The sequence below is a fragment of the Streptomyces kanasensis genome, assembly GCF_043077165.1.
Taxonomy (GTDB): Bacteria; Actinomycetota; Actinomycetes; order Streptomycetales; family Streptomycetaceae; genus Streptomyces; species Streptomyces changanensis.
Map to the genome: position 1 here is coordinate 410,322 of NZ_JBIBSF010000006.1, position 18,289 is coordinate 428,610.

The window sequence follows — 18,289 nt, forward strand, 5'->3', positions numbered from 1 at the left end:
TGCCGCCCGGCGCCGCCGCCCGGCAGCCGGTGCCGCCCGGCAGGCTCGCGCTCATCTTGCGGTGACCGCGCTCACACGTACGCCCGCCCCTGCGAAAACACGGCACCCGGTGCCCAAAATCATGGCACCCGATGCCGACTTTGCCCGTTGACATAAGATTTTGCCCCTCACCCTTTGATCGATCATCGATCACGGCCGTACAGTCGTCGGCGGACTTCAACAGAGGTCCTTCGCCCTGTCCTGCCAAGACCAAGGGCTCCCCACCCCTTCGACTCCGGAAGGCGGCGACTATGACCGACCCGACCCGCATCCAGCCGAGCGAGCTCGACCAGCTCCCGGACCGCGACCCCGAGGAGACCGCCGAGTGGCAGGCGTCCCTCGACGCCGTGACCGCCGCGGCGGGGCCGCACCGCGCCGCGTACCTGATGCGCCGCACCCTGGAGCGGGCGGAGGGCGCCGGTCTGGCGCTGCCGAAGCTGCTGGAGACCGACTACGTCAACACCATCCCCACCTCCGCCGAGGCCGGCTACGGCTTCGACGGCGACGAGGAGATGGAAGCCCGCATCACCGCCTGGAACCGGTGGAACGCCGCCGCCATGGTGACCCGCGGCGCGAAGTACGGCGTCGGCGGCCACATCGCCACCTTCGCCTCGGCCGCGTGGCTCTACGAGACCGGCTTCAACCACTTCTTCCACGGCAAGGAGCGCGACGGCTCCGGCGACCAGCTGTTCATCCAGGGCCACGCCTCCCCCGGCATCTACGCCCGCGCCTTCCTCGACGGACGGCTCACCGAGGCGCAGCTGGACAACTTCCGCCAGGAGTCCGGCGGCAACGGCCTGCCCTCCTACCCGCACCCGCGGCGCCTGCCGTGGCTGTGGGAGTTCCCCACGGTCTCCATGGGCCTGGGCCCCCTCTCCGCGATCTACCAGGCGCGGTTCAACCGCTACCTCACCAACCGCGGCATCAAGGACGTCTCCGCCTCGCACGTGTGGGCCTTCCTCGGCGACGGCGAGATGGACGAGCCGGAGTCGACCGCCGCACTCGCGCTCGCCGCGCGTGAGGGCCTCGACAACCTCACCTTCGTCATCAACTGCAACCTGCAGCGCCTCGACGGCCCCGTCCGCGCCAACTTCAAGATCGTGCAGGAGCTGGAGGCCCAGTTCCGCGGCGCCGGCTGGAACGTCGTGAAGTCTCTGTGGGGCACCGCGTGGGACGAGCTGTTCCGACTCGACACCACCGGCGCGCTCGTCCGCCGCCTCCGCGAGGTGCCGGACGCGCAGGTGCAGACGTACCAGACCCGCGACGCCGCCTACATCCGCGAGGACTTCTTCGGCAAGGACCCGGCGCTCGTCGAGATGGCGAAGCTGCTGTCCGACGACAAGATCGTCGAGTGCTTCCACACCTCGCGCGGCGGCCACGAGGCCCGCAAGGTCTTCGCCGCGTACAAGGCCGCGCTCGGCCACCGGGGCGCCCCGACGGTGATCCTCGCCCAGACGGTGAAGGGCCACACCCTCGGCCGCGGCTTCGCCTCCAAGAACGCCAACCACCAGATGAAGAAGCTCTCGGTGGACGAGTTCAAGGACATGCGCGACCTGCTCGACCTGCCCATCCCGGACAGCGCCTTCGCCGACGGCCAGGTGCCCTACGGCCACCCGGGCGCCGACGCCCCCGAGGTCCGCTACCTCCAGGAGCGCCGCGCCGCCCTCGGCGGCCCCGCCCCGGCCCGCCGCGTCCACCCCGTCGCGCCGCTGCCGGCCCCGGCGGAGAAGGTGTTCGCCGCCTTCGACAAGGGCTCCGGCTCCCAGTCGGTCGCCACGACGATGGCGTTCGTCCGGCTGGTGAAGGACCTGGTCCGCGACAAGGAGACCGGCCGCCGCTGGGTCCCGATCGTCCCGGACGAGGCCCGCACGTTCGGCATGGAGTCGCTCTTCCCCTCGCTCGGCATCTACTCGCCGAAGGGCCAGACGTACGAGCCGGTCGACCGCGACCAGCTGATGTACTACAAGGAGGCCGTCAACGGCCAGATCCTGAACGAGGGCATCACCGAGGCCGGCTCGATGGCCGACTTCATCGCCGCGTCGACCGCGTACTCGACGCACGGCGAGCCGATGATCCCGTTCTACATCTTCTACTCGATGTTCGGCTGGCAGCGGACCGCCGACCAGATGTGGCAGCTCGGCGACCAGCTCGGCCGCGGCTTCCTCGTCGGCGCCACGGCCGGCCGCACCACGCTGACCGGTGAGGGCCTCCAGCACGCCGACGGCCACTCCCCCGTCATCGCGGCGACCAACCCGGCGGCGCTCAGCTACGACCCGGCGTTCGCCTACGAGGTCGCGGTGATCGTCAAGGACGGTCTGCGCCGGATGTACGGCGAGGGCGCCCCGGGCGAGGACCCGAACGTCTTCTACTACCTGACCGTGTACAACGAGCCGATGCCGCAGCCCGCCAAGCCGGCCGTCGAGGGCATCGACGAGGCCATCGTCAAGGGCCTGTACCGGTTCCGCGAGGGTTCGGGCGCCGAGGACGCGCCGCGCATCCAGCTGCTCTCCTCCGGCACGGCGATCCACTGGGCGCTCCAGGCCCAGCAGATGCTGGCCGCGGAGTGGGGCGTGACCGCCGACGTGTGGTCCGCGACCTCCTGGACGGAGCTGCGGCGCGACGCGCTGGAGGCCGACGCGGCGCTGCTGCGCGGCGAGGAGCGGGTGCCGTACGTGCGGCAGGCGCTGGCCGACGCCCAGGGCCCGGTCCTGGCGGTCAGCGACTACATGCGCCAGGTGCCGGACCAGATCGCGCAGTGGGTCGAGCAGGACTACAGCTCGCTCGGCGCCGACGGCTTCGGCCTGTCGGACACGCGTGAGGCCGCCCGCCGCCACTTCGGCGTGGACGCCCCCTCGATCGTGGTCGCCGCCCTGGCCCAGCTCGCCAAGCGCGGCGAGGTCCCGGCCTCCGCGGTGAAGGACGCCCGGGAGCGCTACGGCCTGTAGGACGTACGCGCGACCCCGCAGCCCCCGACCGGCCCGAGCCGGTCGGGGGCTTCGTGCAGGATGGGCCCATGCGCGCTGCCCGGCTGATCAAAATGGTGCTCCTGTTGCAGTCCCGGCCGTCGATGACCGCCGCCGAACTGGCCGCCGAGCTGGAGGTGTCGGAACGCACCGTCACCCGCGACGCGCTCGCCCTGTCGGAGGCCGGGGTGCCCGTGTACGCCGACCGGGGCCGCGCCGGCGGCTACCGGCTGGTCGGCGGCTACCGGACCCGGCTGACCGGCCTGGCGCGCAGCGAGGCGGAGGCGCTGTTCCTCTCCGGGGTGCCGGGGGCGCTGCGGGAGATGGGGTTGGACGACGCGGCGTCGGCGGCCCGGCTGAAGGTCTCGGCGGCGCTCCTGCCGTCGCTGCGGGACGCGCCGGTCGCGGTGGCGCAGCGCTTCCACCTGGACGCGCCCGGCTGGTACCAGGAGCCGGAGACGCCCGGACTGCTGCCGGCGGTCGCCGAGGCGGTGTGGGACGACCGGCTGGTCCGGGCGCGCTACCGCCGGGGCGACACGGAGGTGGAGCGGGAGCTCGCCCCGTACGGGCTCGTGCTGAAGGCGGGTGTCTGGTACCTGTGCGCCCGCGCCGGCACGGACTTCCGCGTGTACCGCGTGGACCGCTTCACGGCCGTGGCGCTCGACGGGGCGCGGTTCGACCGGGACGCGGAGTTCGACCTGCCCGCCTTCTGGGAGGAGCGGGCGGCCGGGTTCGCCCGCTCGCTCCTGCGCGCGCGGGCGGTGGTGCGGCTGACGGAGGCCGGCGCGCGCGAACTGCCGTACGTGACGGACCGGGCCGCCGCGCGGGAGGCGCTGGAGGCGGCCGGCCCACCGGACCGGGACGGCCGGGTGACGGTGACGCTCCCGGTGGAGTCCGAGGAGGTCGCGTACGGCCAGCTCCTCCGCCTCGGGGCGGAGGCGGAGGTGCTGGAACCGGCCCCGCTGCGGGAGCTGTTCGCCCGCGCGGCGGCCCGGATGGCGGAGCTCTACCGGTAGTGCCGCCGTCAGGGCTCCGCCGCCGGTCCTACCGGTAGTCGTCGGCGGTGGCGTCCTTGCCGCCGTGGACGACCTCGATGAAGTACGCCCAGCCGTCCGGCTGCGACCCGTCGGCGTCGGTGAAGCCGTACTCCTGGGCGAGCTGGCCGCTGGAGAGGGACCGGCCGTTCCACCGGTGCCGCTCGGGGTCGGCGGCGAGCGCGGCGACCGCCCGGCCGACGTACACCGGTGACTCGGCGATGGCGAAGTGCGGCTCGTCGGCGAGGGCGTCGCGCCAGTTCTCCTCCCGTACGCCGTAGTGGTCGAGCATCGCCTCGGAGCGCAGGTAGCCGGGGGTGAGCGCCACGGCCGTGGCGCCGACCTCCTTCAGGTCCTCGCCCAGCGCGAACGCCATGCGCAGCGGGGCGTACTTGGCGAGGTCGAAGTAGAAGTTCTCCCGGAAGCGCGTGTTGTACTCGGCCGTCCCGTCCGTCATCTCCACGACGAGCCCGCCCGGGTTGCGGACGAGGAGGGGCAGGGCGCAGCTGCTGGTGATGGCGTGGCTGCGGATGCCGAGGTCCAGCATGCGCAGGCCCTGGTCGAGGTCGGTCTCCCACATCTTCTTGCCCCACGGGATCAGGTGGTCGCCGCCCCACAGGCCGTTGACGAGGACGTCGAGCCGGCCCCGCTCCTCGTCGATGCGGGCGACGAGCGCGCGCACCTGGTCCGGCCTGAGGTGGTCGACCGGTACGGCGATGCCCTCGCCGCCCGCGGCGGTGACGAGTTCGGCCGTCTCCTCGATGGTCTCGGTGGGTCGGCCGACCTCGCTGGCGTGGGTGCGGGTGGTGCGTCCGGTGGCGTAGACGGTGGCGCCCGCGGCGCCGAGCTGGACGGCGATGGCGCGTCCCGCGCCCCGGGTGGCCCCCGCCACGAGGGCGACGGTCCCCGTGAGCGGGCGCGTCTGCTGGTGGTCGATGTCGCTGGTGGTCATGGGACGACCGTCGCACGCAAAGGCGACATCTCCTGTCCGGTATTCGCCCCGGTTCCCTCCGGTGGCCCGGACGGCCCCGCGGTGGCCGTTCGCGGGTCGCCTGCGGCCCGGGCGGCCCCCCGCGGCTCGCCGGCGGCGCCCGCTTCCCGCCGCCTCCCGTTCCGCCCGCCCCGGCGTGCGCGGTCCCCCGGCACACCGGATGCTGGTCCCGTGATGGACGAGACGGAGTTCTGGGAGATCGTCGACTCGACCCGCGAGGCCGCCGAGGGTGACCCCGAGGACCACGCCGAGCTGCTCGTGGAGCGGCTGGTGCGGCTCGACCCCGACTCCGTGCTCGACTTCGCCCGCCACTTCGAGGTCCGCTACAACCGCGCTTACACGTGGGACCTGTGGGCCGCCGCGGCGGTCCTGCTGGGCGGCGCGGGCGACGAGGCGTTCGACTACTTCCGGTGCTGGCTGATCGGCCAGGGCCGGGAGGTGTTCGAGGGCGCGGTCCACGACGCGGAGTCGCTCGCGGAGCTGCTGGAGGACTTCGACCCGGAGATCGACGGGGACGGCGAGGAGCTGGGGTACGCGGCGGACGAGGCGTACGAGCAGCTCACCGGTACGGACGCACCCGACCTGGGGATCCCGCCGCAGCCGGCGGACCCGGCGGGCGAGCCGCTCGACGTGGACGACGACACGGCGCTGGCGGGGCGGCTGCCGCGGCTGTGGGACCGCTTCGGCGGCTGACCGGCGTCCCACGCGGGTTCGACGGCCGGCCGCGGCCGCGGGGGTGCGGCGGCCGGGCGTCAGGAGGTGAGCGCGCGGCCCATGAAGACGTCGTCGACGTAACGGCCGCCCAACAGGAACTCCCCCGGCAGGACGCCCTCGACCGCGAACCCCTCCGACTCGTACAGGGCGCGGGCGGGCTCGTTGTGGCCGAGGACGCGCAGGGTGATCCGGGTGGCCCCGCGACGGCGCGCCTCGTCGCAGGCCGCGCGCAGCAGCCCGCGGGCGAGCCCGCGCCCCCGGGCGGACTCGGCCACGACGAGACCCTGCACCTGGCGCACGTGGGTGTTGCAGGCGAGCCGCGTGGCGAAGCCGATCCTGACGTATCCGACGGGGCCGTCGCCGAGGTCCGCCACGAGGTAGTCCTCCGGGCGGTGGTCGGCGTCGAAGAAGGGGTCGAACGGCGGCAGCGGGCGCGGCATGACGGCGTGGAGCGTCGACCACGTGTCGTGGTCGAGGCGGCTGAGCGCGTCGGCGTCCGAGGGGCGCGCGGGGCGTATCGGGGAGGGCGTCATGGGCGTCACTGTGCCACGGGGGCAGGATGGGGTCATGTCTCCTTCCCGCCCGGGCCCCCCGCCCGCCCCGCCCCCGCCCGCGTCGCCCCCGCCCCGCTCCCGCGTCGCCGTCACGGGCGCCGGCGGACTGATCGGTTCCGCCCTGGTGCGCTCCCTGCGGGCGGACGGGCACGAGGTCGTCCGGCTCGTCCGCAGGCCCGCGCGCGGCGCGGACGAGGTCGCCTGGGACCCGCGGCGCCGGTACGTCGACGCGTCGGGCCTCGCCGGGTGCGACGCCGTCGTGCACCTGGCGGGCGCGGGGGTGGGCGAGCGGCGCTGGACGGAGGCGTACAAGCGCGAGATCCGCGACAGCCGGGTGCTCGGCACGGCCGCCGTCGCCGAGGCGGTGGCGGCCCTGGACGACCCGCCGAAGGTCCTCGTGTGCGGGTCGGCGCTCGGGTACTACGGCGACACCGGGGCACGCGCCGTGGACGAGTCCGCGCCGGCGGGCGACGGTTTCCTGCCGTCGGTGTGCGTGGAGTGGGAGGCGGCGGCCGCGCCGGCCGAGGAGGCCGGGATCCGCGTCGCGTACGCCCGGACCGGTCTGGTGGTCGCCGGGGAGGGCGGCGCGTGGGGGCGGCTGTTCCCGCTGTTCCGCGCGGGCCTCGGGGGCCGCCTCGGGCACGGGCGCCAGTACTGGAGCTTCATCGCCCTGCACGACGAGGTGGCGGCGCTGCGGCACCTCGTCGACACGCCGGGGCTCGCCGGGCCGGTGAACCTGACCGCCCCGGAGCCGGTGACGAACCGCGAGGTGACGGAGGCGATGAGCCGGGTCCTGCGCCGCCCGGCGTTCCTGCACGTGCCCGCGCCCGCCCTGCGGATCGCCCTCGGTGACTTCGCCGCCGACGTCCTGGGCAGCCAGCGGGTGCTGCCCGGGCGCCTGCTGGGGACGGGTTTCCGCTTCGCCTTCCCGACGGTGGACGCGGCGATCCGCGCGGCGGCGTGACGCCCGCGCACCCGGTGCCGGGGCCCGGACGTGACCGCGCGTCCTGCCGTACCCGGCACCCCGACGACGTGAGGCCGCACCCGGCACCCCGGCGGGCGTGACCCCGGATCCCCGGCGGGCGTGACCGGCACACCCGGCACCCGGCACCCGGGCACCCGGGCACCCGACGGGCAGGACGCCGTACCCGGAGCCGGGGGCGGGATCCGGCCGTGCGCCGGGGGCGGGGCACCCGCCGGGCCCGGCCGGGCGGAGGAGCCCGCCGCGGGGCCGTCCACCCCGGCACGCCCCGGCCGCCGCCCGGGAGCGGGCCCCGGTGGCGCGGCCCTGCCGGGTGGCCGGGGGGACGATCGCCATGAGGACCCGGCGCCCGGGACGTCCCTCCGCGCGGTCCGCCCGCTTCCGGCCGCCGCGCGCGAGCGGCCCCCGCGGCGCGGCCCACGGGGCAGTACGTGTGTGCGACCTCCGTGCTTCGGTGTCCCCCCGTGCGCGCGACTGCCCCCGCCGCCGGGGCGCCCTAGGCTCGGGTGCCGCTCGGGACGCCGTTGTCCCGAACTCGGGCATTCCGGGGGCCTGTCCAGGGCATGAGCCACCCACACACCGAACCGTCACCCGGGGAGGGTCACGTGCTCAGTACCGCAGATCACGCGGACGTCGTCATCGTCGGAGCCGGGCTCGCGGGTCTCGCCGCGGCCCACCACCTGACCAGCGCCGGACTCGAGGTCCGGGTGCTGGAGGCCGCCCCGCACGTCGGCGGGCGGATGGCCACCGACCACGTCGACGGGTTCCGTCTGGACCGCGTCGCACAGCTGCTCAACACGTCCTACCTGGAGCCGCACCGCGCGGCGGGCATGGACACCGGTGACCTGCGCCGCTTCCAGCCGGGGGTGCTGGTGCACAGCGCCGGCCGGCTGCACCGCACCGGTGAGGTGCGGGGCGGCGCCCGGTCCGCGCTGACCCGAGCCCGGGCCCTGGCGGCCGGCCCGCGCCCGCTGGACCAGGCGCGTCTCGGCGCCTCGCTCGCCCGGCTCGCCGGGACGCCGACCGAGCGGCTGCTCGCCCGCCGCGAGCGGTCCGCGCTGGAGGCCCTGGCGGCCCGCGGTCTGCCGCCGCGGACGGTCACCACGTTCCTGCGCCCGTTGCTGGCCGCCCTGCTCAGCGACCCGGACCTCACCACGTCGAGCCGGTGCGCCGACCTCACCCTGCGCTCCTTCGCCCGCGGGCGCCTGTGCGTCCCGGCCGGCGGGGCGGCCGAGCTGCCGGAACGGATGGCGGCCACCCTGCCGCCCGGGACGGTACGGACGGGCGTGCGCGTCAAGGACGCCTCCATCAGCCGCGTCCTGACGGCCGAGCACGGTGAGTTCGCCTGCCGCTCCCTGGTGGTCGCGACCGGTGCCCGGGCCGCCGCCGAACTGCTGCCCGGACTGCGCGTGCCGGGGTTCCACCCGGTGACGGTGCTGCACCACACGGCCCCCGTGACCCCGCTGGCCGCCCCGGCGCTCGTCCTGGACGCCGACCGGTCGGGGCCCGTGTCGCACACGGCGGTGATGAGCGAGGTCGACCCGTCGCGCGCGCCGGCCGGCCGGGTGCTGGTCACCTCCACGGTCCTGGGCTCTCCCCCGGACGACCTGGACTCCCGGACCAGGCGGCACCTGGCGGGGCTGTACGGCACGGGGACCGGCGACTGGGAGCTGCTGGCCGTCCGCCACGACCCGGAGGCCGTCCCGGCCATGCCGGCCCCGCACGACCTGCGCCGGCCGGTGCGGCTGCTGGCGGGCCTGTACGTGTGCGGCGACCACCGCGACGTGAGCACCCCGCAGGGCGCCCTCCACTCGGGCCACCGCGCGGCCCAGGCGATCCTCCGGGACCTCGGCATGCCGCCGGCCAAGCTGTCCGGCCGCCTGGAGGCGGCGGCCGCCTGACGCCCCCGCCCGACCACCGGCCCGGGGGCCGCGCGGGACCACCGTGCCCCCGGCCCGCGTACGGGCGGGGCCCGTGCCCCGGTCTCCCGGGCACGGGCCCCGCCGGCCGCTCGTCGGCGACCGCGCGTGCCGCCGGCTCCTCCCCCGCCCTCCGTCCGGCCCGTCCGGCGCGGTGTGCGCGGCGGGTGCCGGCCCGCCGGCGGCTACCCGATGGCGGCCACCCGGTCCCGGTAGGTCCGGACGGCCGCCGCCTCCCGGTACGGCTCCAGGCGCCGCTCGAAGTCGCGCACGTACTCCACCGCGCGGGCCGAACGCATCTCGGACGCCTGCTGGGCGGCCTCCGCGCCCAGCGCGCACGCCTGGTCGAGCTCGCCGAGGCCGAGCCGGGCGCCCGCGAGGACGACCCGGCAGAAGGCCCGGCTGCGCGCGTACCCGGTGGGGTACAGCTGGAGCGCGCGTTCCGCGTGCTGCGCGGCGGCCCGGAACTGCTGGAGGTCCCGGTGACAGTGCGCGAACTCGTCCGCGAGCTGCGCCTCGTCGAAGGAGCGCGCCCAGTGCGGCACGTCCTCGCCGGGGCGGGCGCCCTCCAGGGCCCGCTCGGCGCGCACGAGCGAGGCGGTGCAGGCCCGTACCTCGCCGAGCACGGCGTGGCCGCGCGCCTCGACGGCGTGCAGCAGCGCCTGGACGGCGGGCGGCGCCGCCGCGCCGACGCCCTGCTGGGCGACGCGCGCCAGTTGCACGGCCTCGCGGCCGTGCCCGAGGTAGACGGCCTGGCGGCTCATGGTGACCAGGACGTACGAGCCGTACGCGCGGTCGCCGGCCGCCTGGGAGAGCCGCAGGGACTGCACGAAGTACCGCTGGGCGAGGCCGTGCGCGGCGATGTCGTACGACGTCCACCCGGCCAGCCGCGTCAGGTCCGCGGCCGCGCCGAAGAGCCGTCGCCCGGTGGTCTCGCCGTAGCTGCCGCGCAGCATGGGTTCGGCCTCGTGCTCCAGGTACCGGACGAGGGCCTGCCGGGCGTGGCCGCCGCCGTACGCGTGGTCGAGGGTGCGGAACAGCTCGGCCACCGAGCGGAGGGCGGCGACGTCCCCGCCGGTGACCCGCTGGCCGGGGCCGCGCTCGGTGCCCCGCTGGCGGGGCACGCAGGCCACGGCGGGGCCGGTGGCGGGCCCGGGCGCGCCGGGTCTTCCGGGTGCGCTCCCGGGGCCGGGACCGCCCCCGGGGCCGCCCTGCGGGCCCCGGCCCGGTGGACCACCGGTGCCACCCGGCCCACCGGGGCCGACGGGCGCCGCGGGGGCGCCGGGGGGCGCCGCGCCGCGCGCCGCGGGCGGGCGGCCCTGCAGGGGTACCCGGCCGCCCGCGGGTGGGGCGCCCGGTGCGGTCTGCCCGCCCGGTGGGCCGCCGGCCGGGTGGGGGGCGCGGGGGCCGGGCTCGCCGCGGCCGACGCGCTCGTCCGCGCGTCCGATCAGCCAGTCCCGGCTGGGGACGACCAGTCCCGCCGGGGTGAAGGCGATCTTCCGCAGCTCTGCGTGGCTGCCGGAGTCCTTGCGCCACAGCCCGCTGACGATGTCGACCGCCTCTTCGGGTGTGGCGGCGAACTCCAGGCCGGCGTAGACGGGCGCGCAGGCGTCGAGCCCGAGGTCCTGGGCCGACAGCCGCCGCCCCAGGCGGCGGGTGAACACCTCGGCGATCAGGGCGGGGGTGGTGCCGCGCGGCTGCTGACCGCGCAGCCAGCGGGTGACCGAGGTCTTGTCGTAGCGGAGGTCGAGTCCGTGCTCGAGTCCGAGCTGATCCACCCGTCTGGCAAGACCTGCGTTGGAGAACCCGGCTTCCGCGATCAGTGCGGCGAGCTGGCGGTTGGGGTTGCGCTGCGGGGGTCGATCCGTCATCAGCTGTGCGGTCTCCTGCCTTCCGGGCCGGGGTGCAGCCCCCTTGGAACGGCGCGAATTTAACCGTCGCCGACGCCGATACCGCCACCTTCGCCCCACATTCATCCGATCGTGTGAGGATTGGGGTTGGCGCTGACGGGCAGGGCGGCGCCGCGGCGGGCGGTCCCCCGGGGTGCCGGACGGGCCCGTTCCGGCGCCCGAACCCTGCCCGGTCGGCCTCCCGGCCCCGCCCGTACAGTGGCAGGGGCGTGGGACGCGCTTTTCTAGGGAGACGGTGCCGTGAGTGAGCTGCGATTCGTCCATCTGGGGTTCGGCGGGGACGCCGTGGAGTACCAGGAGGCGTGGGAGCGGCAGCGCGAGGTCCACGCCGCCCGCTTCGCGGACGAGGCGCCGGACACCTGCCTGCTGCTGGAACACCCGCCCGTGTACACGGCGGGGCGGCGCACGGAGGAGAGCGAGCGCCCCCTGGACGGCACCCCGGTCGTGGACGTGGACCGCGGCGGCAAGATCACCTGGCACGGCCCCGGCCAGCTGGTGGGCTACCCGATCCTGAAGCTGCCCCGCCCGGTGGACGTCGTCGCGCACGTGCGCCGCCTGGAGGAGGCACTGATCCGCACGGCGGCGGAGTTCGGCGTGGAGACCACCCGCGTCGAGGGCCGCAGCGGCGTGTGGGTCCTGGGCGACCCGGTCGAGGAGCGGCCCGCGCTCGGCGGGCTGTCGCTGGACCTCGACCCCCGGCTGCAGGACGACGAGTTCGACCCCCGGCTGAACGGGCCCGAGTACGCCCCCTCCAACGCCGGCCAGCGGCGCGAGGACCGCAAGCTCGCGGCGATCGGGATCCGCGTCGCGAAGGGCGTCACCATGCACGGCTTCGCACTGAACGTGAACCCGGACAACACCTGGTTCGACCGGATCGTGCCGTGCGGCATCCGCGACGCGGGGGTGACGTCCCTCTCCGCCGAGCTGGGCCGCGACCTCACCATCGCGGAGGTCCTGCCCGTCGTGGAGCGGCACCTGCGGGACGTGCTGGAGAACGCCGAGCTCCGGCCGCGCGCGGTCGGCGACGCGGCCGGCGACGCGGCCGGAGGGGCCGCGCCGGTACCGGTGGCCGAGGGGGCGGCGAGCGCCTGACCCGCCTCCCACCTGGGGGGAATGCGACCCACTGGCCCGAGGTTGGCCAGACGTAAGGCCGCACTTTTGACGGGCGTACCCTGGTGTTCGCCGAAGAATCGAAGCCGTAGGAGCCAGCCGTGTCCGCAGTCGCACCCGACGGACGCAAGATGCTGCGCCTGGAGGTCCGGAACAGCCAGACCCCCATCGAGCGCAAGCCCGAGTGGATCAAGACCCGGGCGAAGATGGGGCCCGAGTACAACCAGCTGCAGAAGCTCGTCAAGAGCGAGGGCCTGCACACGGTCTGCCAGGAGGCGGGCTGTCCGAACATCTTCGAGTGCTGGGAGGACCGGGAGGCGACGTTCCTCATCGGCGGCGACCAGTGCACGCGGCGCTGCGACTTCTGCCAGATCGACACCGGCAAGCCGCAGGCCCTCGACCGGGACGAGCCCCGCCGCGTCGGCGAGTCCGTCGTCACGATGGACCTGAACTACGCCACGATCACCGGCGTCGCCCGCGACGACCTGGAGGACGGCGGCGCCTGGCTGTACGCGGAGACGGTGCGGCAGATCCACGCCATGACGGCGGAGCGCGAGGGCGGCCACACCAAGGTCGAGCTGCTCATCCCCGACTTCAACGCCGTCCCCGAGCAGCTGGCCGAGGTCTTCTCGTCCCGCCCCGAGGTGCTGGCGCACAACGTCGAGACCGTGCCGCGGATCTTCAAGCGCATCCGCCCCGGCTTCCGCTACGAGCGGTCGCTGGAGGTCATCACCAAGGCCCGCGAGGCCGGCCTCGTCACGAAGTCGAACCTCATCCTCGGCATGGGCGAGACCCGCGAGGAGGTCAGCGAGGCCCTGCGCGACCTGCACGAGGCGGGCTGCGAGCTGATCACCATCACGCAGTACCTGCGGCCGTCGGTCCGCCACCACCCCGTGGAGCGCTGGGTCAAGCCGCAGGAGTTCGTGGAGCTGAAGGAGGAGGCCGACGAGATCGGCTACTCCGGGGTCATGTCGGGCCCGCTGGTCCGTTCGTCGTACCGCGCCGGCCGACTGTTCCAGCAGGCCATGGAGGCCCGCGGCGCGGTGGCGCGGCCCGCCGCCGCACAGGCGGCCCCGGCGGCCCCCGCGGTGTGACGTCCGGCACGGCCGGAGCACCGGCCCGTACGCCCCGCCGCAGGTGGACGCCGGTGGCGGTGGCGCACGGGCGGTGCCCCGACGTCGCCGCCGTTTGACCGGCCGGACACGCGCTGGTAACACCAGTGGGTGACGATGGAGTCACGCACCGCCAGGGTCCGCCGCGCCTCCGCGGCGCCCCGGGCGCTCCCGCCCCACCCCATCCGCCCACTCTCCGAGGGGGACACCCGACATGCAGGCCGCGAGGCAGCAGCAGGTACGCGCCCACGCCCTCCCGTCCGTCACCGGTGCCCTGCGCGCCGTCGAGGCGCTCCTGCTGGCCGGAGGCCAGCGCACCGCCCGGCGCAACGCCTGGACGTCCGTGCTGGAGGACCGCCGCCGCGCCCGGGCGCGGGTGGAGGCGGAGCACGTACGGGAGGCCGCGGCGAGCCGGACGTCGTCGGCCACGTAAACTTCTGAGCATGGCGAGGAAGTCACACTCAGACAGCAGTGACGCTGCTGCGAACCCCGGGCGACTGAAGCAGATCGCCCTCACGTACAAGATGACCCGGCGGTCGGACCCGAAGGTCGGGCTTGTCATCGCGGGCGTGGGGATCGTCGTCTTCGGCGTCCTCCTCGCGATCGGCTTCCTGATCGGGCACCCGGTCTACCTGGGCATCCTCGGCTTCCTGCTGGCCTTCCTCGCGATGGCGATCGTCTTCGGGCGGCGGGCCGAGCAGGCGGCCTTCGGGCAGATGGAGGGCCAGCCGGGCGCCGCCGCGGCGGTCCTGCAGAACGTCGGACGCGGCTGGACGTCCACCCCGGCGGTGGCGATGAACCGCAGCCAGGACGTCGTGCACCGCGCGGTGGGCCGGGCCGGCATCGTCCTCGTGGCCGAGGGCAACCCGAACCGGCTGAAGAGCCTGCTGGCGGCCGAGAAGAAGCGCATGGCCCGGATCGTGGTCGACGTGCCGGTGCACGACATCGTCGTCGGTGACGGCGAGGGCCAGGTGCCGCTGAAGAAGGTCCGCACCACGATGCTGAAGCTGCCGCGGGTGCTCACGGCCGCCCAGGTGACCGTGGCGAACGACCGGCTGCGGGCCATGGGCGACCTCATGAGCAACATGCCGCTGCCGAAGGGCCCCATGCCCAAGGGCATGCGGATGCCGCGCGGCGGGAAGTCCCGCTGACCGGCTGACCGGCCCGCCACCGGGCCGAGCGTGTAACGACGGGAGGGGGCGACCGCCGCGGCGGTCGCCCCCTCCCGTCCGTACGTCCCGCCCGGCTCCGGTCCTGGACACCCCGGCCCGGGTCCGTCGTGTACGTCCTGCCGGTCCCGTCAGTGCTTTCCGTCCGGCACCGCCCGGGTCCCGCATTGCGTCCCGTCCGGCACCGCCCGGGTCCCGCATTGCGTCCCGTCCGGCACCGCCCGGTCCCGTCATTGCGTCCCGTCCGGCACCGCCCGGTCCCGTCAGTGCGTGCGCACCTGCACGGCGCGCGCGAGCCGGTCGTGGAGGCCGCGGCCGTCGCGGTCCCAGACCAGGGCGGGGACGGCGAGGCACAGCAGCGCCGTACGGACGACGACGCGCCCGAAGCCGAGCCGCCGGCCGTCCTCGGCGATGACGCGCAGGCCCAGGAGCCGCTTGCCGGGGGTGGCGCCCACGGTCCCGACGGTCAGGACACCGAGGACGAAGAGCACACCGAGGGCCCAGTTGCCCGACGCGCTCCAGTCACCTCCGGTGATCAGCCCGTATGCGATGAGCATGCACAGGGACCAGTCGATGAAGAGCGCCCCGAACCGGCGTCCGAGCGGGGCGACGGAGCCGGGCCCCTCCTCCGGCAGCCCGAGCCGCTCGCCCCGGTAGCCGAAGTCGGCGCCCATCTCCTCGGCCGCCGCACGCGGTCCCGAGAGCCACGATCCGATTGCTTGCCTGTTGTCCACCCGTACACGGTACTGCGCCCCTCCCCGGTCGACGGGGTCCGGGTCGCCGCGGACCGCCGTTCCCCCGGGCCGCGGCCGCCGGTGGGGGCCGCGCCGGTTAACTTGGGCGAAACAAATGGGTCATGCTTGAGAAATCACGCGTCCCTATGGTCGGGTCCACCGTGTGCCACCGCACTGGCCGCACGATCGAGCTGCAACCCCGCCCTCCCCCGGGTGGGAGTAGGAGGAGTTGGATGTTCCAGAACGCCGACGAGGCCAAGAAGTTCATCAAGGACAACGACGTCAAGATGGTCGACGTCCGGTTCTGTGACCTCCCGGGAGTGATGCAGCACTTCACGATCCCGGCGACGGCGTTCGACCCGTCCGAGGAGCTCGCCTTCGACGGTTCGTCGATCCGCGGCTTCCAGGCCATCCACGAGTCCGACATGGCGCTGCGCGCGGACCTGTCGACGGCGCGTCTCGACCCGTTCCGCCGGGACAAGACGCTGAACATCAACTTCTTCATCCACGACCCGATCACGGGCGAGCAGTACAGCCGCGACCCGCGCAACATCGCGAAGAAGGCCGAGGCGTACCTCGCCTCCACCGGCATCGCCGACACCGCGTTCTTCGGCCCCGAGGCCGAGTTCTACGTCTTCGACAGCGTCCGCTTCGCCACCTCGGCGAACGAGGGCTTCTACCACATCGACTCCGAGGCCGGCGCCTGGAACACCGGTGCGGTCGAGGACAACCGCGGTTACAAGGTCCGCTACAAGGGCGGCTACTTCCCGGCCCCGCCGGTCGACCACTTCGCCGACCTGCGCGCCGAGATCTCCCTGGAGCTGGAGAAGGCCGGCCTCCAGGTCGAGCGCCAGCACCACGAGGTCGGCACCGCCGGCCAGGCGGAGATCAACTACAAGTTCAACACGCTCCTCGCCGCCGCCGACGACCTGATGCTCTTCAAGTACATCGTGAAGAACGTCGCCTGGCGCAACGGCAAGACCGCGACCTTCATGCCGAAGCCGATCTTCGGCGACAACGGCTCGGGCATGCACGTCCACCAGTCCCTGTGGGCCGGTGGCGAGCCGCTCTTCTACGACGAGCAGGGCTACGCCGGCCTGTCGGACACCGCCCGCTACTACATCGGCGGCATCCTCAAGCACGCCCCGTCGCTGCTGGCCTTCACCAACCCGACGGTGAACTCGTACCACCGCCTGGTCCCCGGCTTCGAGGCCCCGGTCAACCTCGTGTACTCGCAGCGCAACCGCTCCGCCGCGATGCGCATCCCGATCACCGGCTCGAACCCGAAGGCCAAGCGCGTCGAGTTCCGCGCCCCGGACCCGTCCTCGAACCCGTACCTGGCGTTCTCGGCGCTGCTCCTCGCCGGCCTGGACGGCATCAAGAACAAGATCGAGCCGGCCGAGCCGATCGACAAGGACCTCTACGAGCTCGCCCCCGAGGAGCACGCGGGCGTCGCCCAGGTCCCGACGTCCCTCCCCGCGGTCCTGGAGGCCCTGGAGGCGGACAACGAGTACCTGCAGGCGGGTGGCGTCTTCACGTCCGACCTGATCGAGACGTGGATCGACTACAAGCGCACCAACGAGATCGCCCCGATCCAGCTGCGCCCGCACCCGCACGAGTTCGAGCTGTACTTCGACCTCTAGAGCGCCCCGGGCCCGGCCTTCGGCCGCGCCCCGCTCGCCACGCCGCCGGCCGCGCCGTCCCCCTCGGGGGAGGGCGCGGCCGGCGGCGTTCGCGCGTCGTGCGTCGTGGCCCCGGGGGCGAAGGGGCGGGAGCGAAGAGGCGGAGAGCCGGTCAGGCGGAGAGCTCGCGTTCCAGGGGGGTGCGGAAGCGCGGGGTGACGCGGGTGCCGTGCAGCCACGTGTGCAGGCGGGCGGCCTCGGCCTCCACGGCGGCCCGGGCCTCGGCGCCGGGGTCGGTCAGCAGGCGCCAGACCGGTTCGCCGTCCGGGCGCTGCGCCCAGCCGCCGACGATCCGGCCGTTCCACCAGACGGTGGGGCCGATGTTGCCGCTGCGGTCGAAGAGGGCCGGGCGGTGGTCCGGGTCGAGGTACCAGTCGCGCTCGCGCCAGCCCATGGCCGTCGGGTCCAGGGCGGGGAGCAGCGCCGCCCAGGGTCCGGCGGTGGCCGGGGCCCCGGGGGTGTCCGGGGCGTCGGGGGTGTTCGCGTCGTCCGGGAGGACGTAGGCGGTCGTGGTGTCGTCGAGGGTGACCTCCTGCGCGGAGACGGCCGCCAGGGCCTTGCGGGCGTCGGTGACGCGCCAGCCCGTCCACCACGTGAGGTCGGCCTCCGTGGCCGGGCCGTACGTGGCCAGCCAGTGGCGGGTCAGCGTCGCCCGGGCCTCGGCCGGCGGGAGGTCGGGCAGCGGTGGGGCGACGGCCCAGCGGAACCGGCTGGACGTCCACCCGCCGAGCGGCCTGCCGCGCACCACCCGCCCCTCGGTGCCGAGGACCCGCAGCAGGCGTGACGAGACGGCCTGCTGCTGGGCGTAGGAGGTGCCCGGGCCGTACGTGAACCGCTCCCGCAGTCGCGGCTCCTCGTCGGCCAGTTCGGTGGCCGTCGCCTCGCCGAGGCGCTCCAGGGCGGCGAGGGTGGCGCCCTCCACCTCCGCCAGCCAGTCGGCGGTGAGGTCGCTGCCCGCGGTCACCTGCTTGAGGAACGAGGCGCGTTCGCGCGCGGCCACGGCGTGCGTGGTGGACGACTGGACCACCGGGGCGAGGGCGGTGGGGACGACGAAGACGGTGTGGCGCATGCCGTGCATGCGGACCAGGGTGCGGTCCTCGTACAAGGCCCGCTCCATGGCCGGTACGGGGCCGTGCGGAGCGACCTCGGAGGCGAGCCGGGCGCCGGCCGCCAGGTGGACGGTGGCGGGGTCGGTGCCGTGCAGGGCCGTGAGGGACGCCGCGACCTCCTCGGCCGTCGCCGCGCGGGCGGACGGTGCCAGGTGGTGGCGGACCGCGAGCCGGGCGCGGCGCTGGTCGTCGGTGACGCGGGGACGGGCGGGAGCCATGGGACGACCGTAGCCACTCGGTGGGTCGCCCGCCGCGGTACGGGATGAA

The 18,289-nt window shown here is 74.8% G+C and carries 15 protein-coding genes; 10 read left to right on the forward strand and 5 right to left on the reverse strand.

Annotated features, from left to right (window positions below; translation table 11 throughout):
• Positions 1-290 precede the first annotated feature (290 nt).
• Both aceE and ACF053_RS18085 read left to right on the forward strand, forming a co-directional pair.
• Positions 291-2,984: a pyruvate dehydrogenase (acetyl-transferring), homodimeric type gene (gene aceE / locus ACF053_RS18080; protein WP_391954798.1), complete on the forward strand. Its 2,694-nt coding sequence runs from the start codon at positions 291-293 to the stop codon at positions 2,982-2,984.
• 68 nt (positions 2,985-3,052) lie between these two features.
• Positions 3,053-4,018, forward strand: coding sequence for a helix-turn-helix transcriptional regulator (locus ACF053_RS18085; protein WP_391954799.1), 966 nt, complete (start codon positions 3,053-3,055; stop codon positions 4,016-4,018).
• A 28-nt stretch (positions 4,019-4,046) separates the two neighbouring features.
• Here ACF053_RS18085 and ACF053_RS18090 read toward each other — a convergent pair whose 3' ends face one another.
• Positions 4,047-4,988 carry an SDR family oxidoreductase gene (locus ACF053_RS18090; protein WP_391954800.1) on the reverse strand — a complete coding sequence of 314 codons (942 nt, stop codon included), beginning with the start codon at positions 4,986-4,988 and terminating at the stop codon, positions 4,047-4,049.
• A 213-nt stretch (positions 4,989-5,201) separates the two neighbouring features.
• Here ACF053_RS18090 and ACF053_RS18095 point away from each other — a divergent pair, with 213 nt between their 5' ends.
• Positions 5,202-5,720, forward strand: a complete 519-nt coding sequence (locus ACF053_RS18095) for a DUF4240 domain-containing protein (RefSeq protein ID WP_391954851.1) — start codon at positions 5,202-5,204, stop codon at positions 5,718-5,720.
• Between the two features lie 59 nt (positions 5,721-5,779).
• On the opposite strand, the gene ACF053_RS18100 is transcribed toward ACF053_RS18095, so the two are convergent.
• Positions 5,780-6,274, reverse strand: a complete 495-nt coding sequence (locus tag ACF053_RS18100; RefSeq protein WP_391954801.1) for a GNAT family N-acetyltransferase — start codon at positions 6,272-6,274, stop codon at positions 5,780-5,782.
• Positions 6,275-6,308: 34 nt separating this feature from the next.
• On the opposite strand from ACF053_RS18100, the gene ACF053_RS18105 reads away from it, so the two are divergent.
• On the forward strand, positions 6,309-7,259 hold the full coding sequence (locus ACF053_RS18105; protein WP_391954802.1) for a TIGR01777 family oxidoreductase: 951 nt from the start codon (positions 6,309-6,311) through the stop codon (positions 7,257-7,259).
• 623 nt (positions 7,260-7,882) lie between these two features.
• On the forward strand, positions 7,883-9,178 hold the full coding sequence (locus tag ACF053_RS18110; RefSeq protein ID WP_391954803.1) for an NAD(P)/FAD-dependent oxidoreductase: 1,296 nt from the start codon (positions 7,883-7,885) through the stop codon (positions 9,176-9,178).
• A gap of 203 nt (positions 9,179-9,381) precedes the next feature.
• Here ACF053_RS18110 and ACF053_RS18115 read toward each other — a convergent pair whose 3' ends face one another.
• Positions 9,382-11,067, reverse strand: a complete 1,686-nt coding sequence (locus ACF053_RS18115) for a regulator (protein ID WP_391954804.1) — start codon at positions 11,065-11,067, stop codon at positions 9,382-9,384.
• A 279-nt stretch (positions 11,068-11,346) separates the two neighbouring features.
• Between ACF053_RS18115 and lipB the strand changes: the two genes are divergently transcribed.
• The 4 genes from lipB (at position 11,347) to ACF053_RS18135 (ending at position 14,479) form a co-directional block, all read left to right on the forward strand.
• Positions 11,347-12,198 carry a lipoyl(octanoyl) transferase LipB gene (gene lipB, locus ACF053_RS18120; RefSeq protein WP_391954805.1) on the forward strand — a complete coding sequence of 284 codons (852 nt, stop codon included), beginning with the start codon at positions 11,347-11,349 and terminating at the stop codon, positions 12,196-12,198.
• Between the two features lie 119 nt (positions 12,199-12,317).
• On the forward strand, positions 12,318-13,310 hold the full coding sequence (gene lipA, locus ACF053_RS18125; RefSeq protein WP_391954806.1) for a lipoyl synthase: 993 nt from the start codon (positions 12,318-12,320) through the stop codon (positions 13,308-13,310).
• A 232-nt stretch (positions 13,311-13,542) separates the two neighbouring features.
• On the forward strand, positions 13,543-13,761 hold the full coding sequence (locus ACF053_RS18130; RefSeq protein ID WP_391954807.1) for an SCO2195 family GlnR-regulated protein: 219 nt from the start codon (positions 13,543-13,545) through the stop codon (positions 13,759-13,761).
• Between the two features lie 10 nt (positions 13,762-13,771).
• Positions 13,772-14,479, forward strand: coding sequence for a DUF4191 domain-containing protein (locus tag ACF053_RS18135; RefSeq protein ID WP_058945356.1), 708 nt, complete (start codon positions 13,772-13,774; stop codon positions 14,477-14,479).
• A 281-nt stretch (positions 14,480-14,760) separates the two neighbouring features.
• Here ACF053_RS18135 and ACF053_RS18140 read toward each other — a convergent pair whose 3' ends face one another.
• On the reverse strand, positions 14,761-15,231 hold the full coding sequence (locus ACF053_RS18140; protein ID WP_391954808.1) for an RDD family protein: 471 nt from the start codon (positions 15,229-15,231) through the stop codon (positions 14,761-14,763).
• A gap of 233 nt (positions 15,232-15,464) precedes the next feature.
• Between ACF053_RS18140 and glnA the strand changes: the two genes are divergently transcribed.
• Positions 15,465-16,874, forward strand: a complete 1,410-nt coding sequence (gene glnA, locus ACF053_RS18145; RefSeq protein WP_058945354.1) for a type I glutamate--ammonia ligase — start codon at positions 15,465-15,467, stop codon at positions 16,872-16,874.
• 151 nt (positions 16,875-17,025) lie between these two features.
• Here the strand turns inward: glnA and ACF053_RS18150 are convergent, their stop codons facing one another.
• Complete coding sequence (locus tag ACF053_RS18150; protein ID WP_391954809.1) at positions 17,026-18,240, reverse strand: winged helix DNA-binding domain-containing protein; 1,215 nt, start codon at positions 18,238-18,240, stop codon at positions 17,026-17,028.
• Positions 18,241-18,289 lie beyond the last annotated feature (49 nt).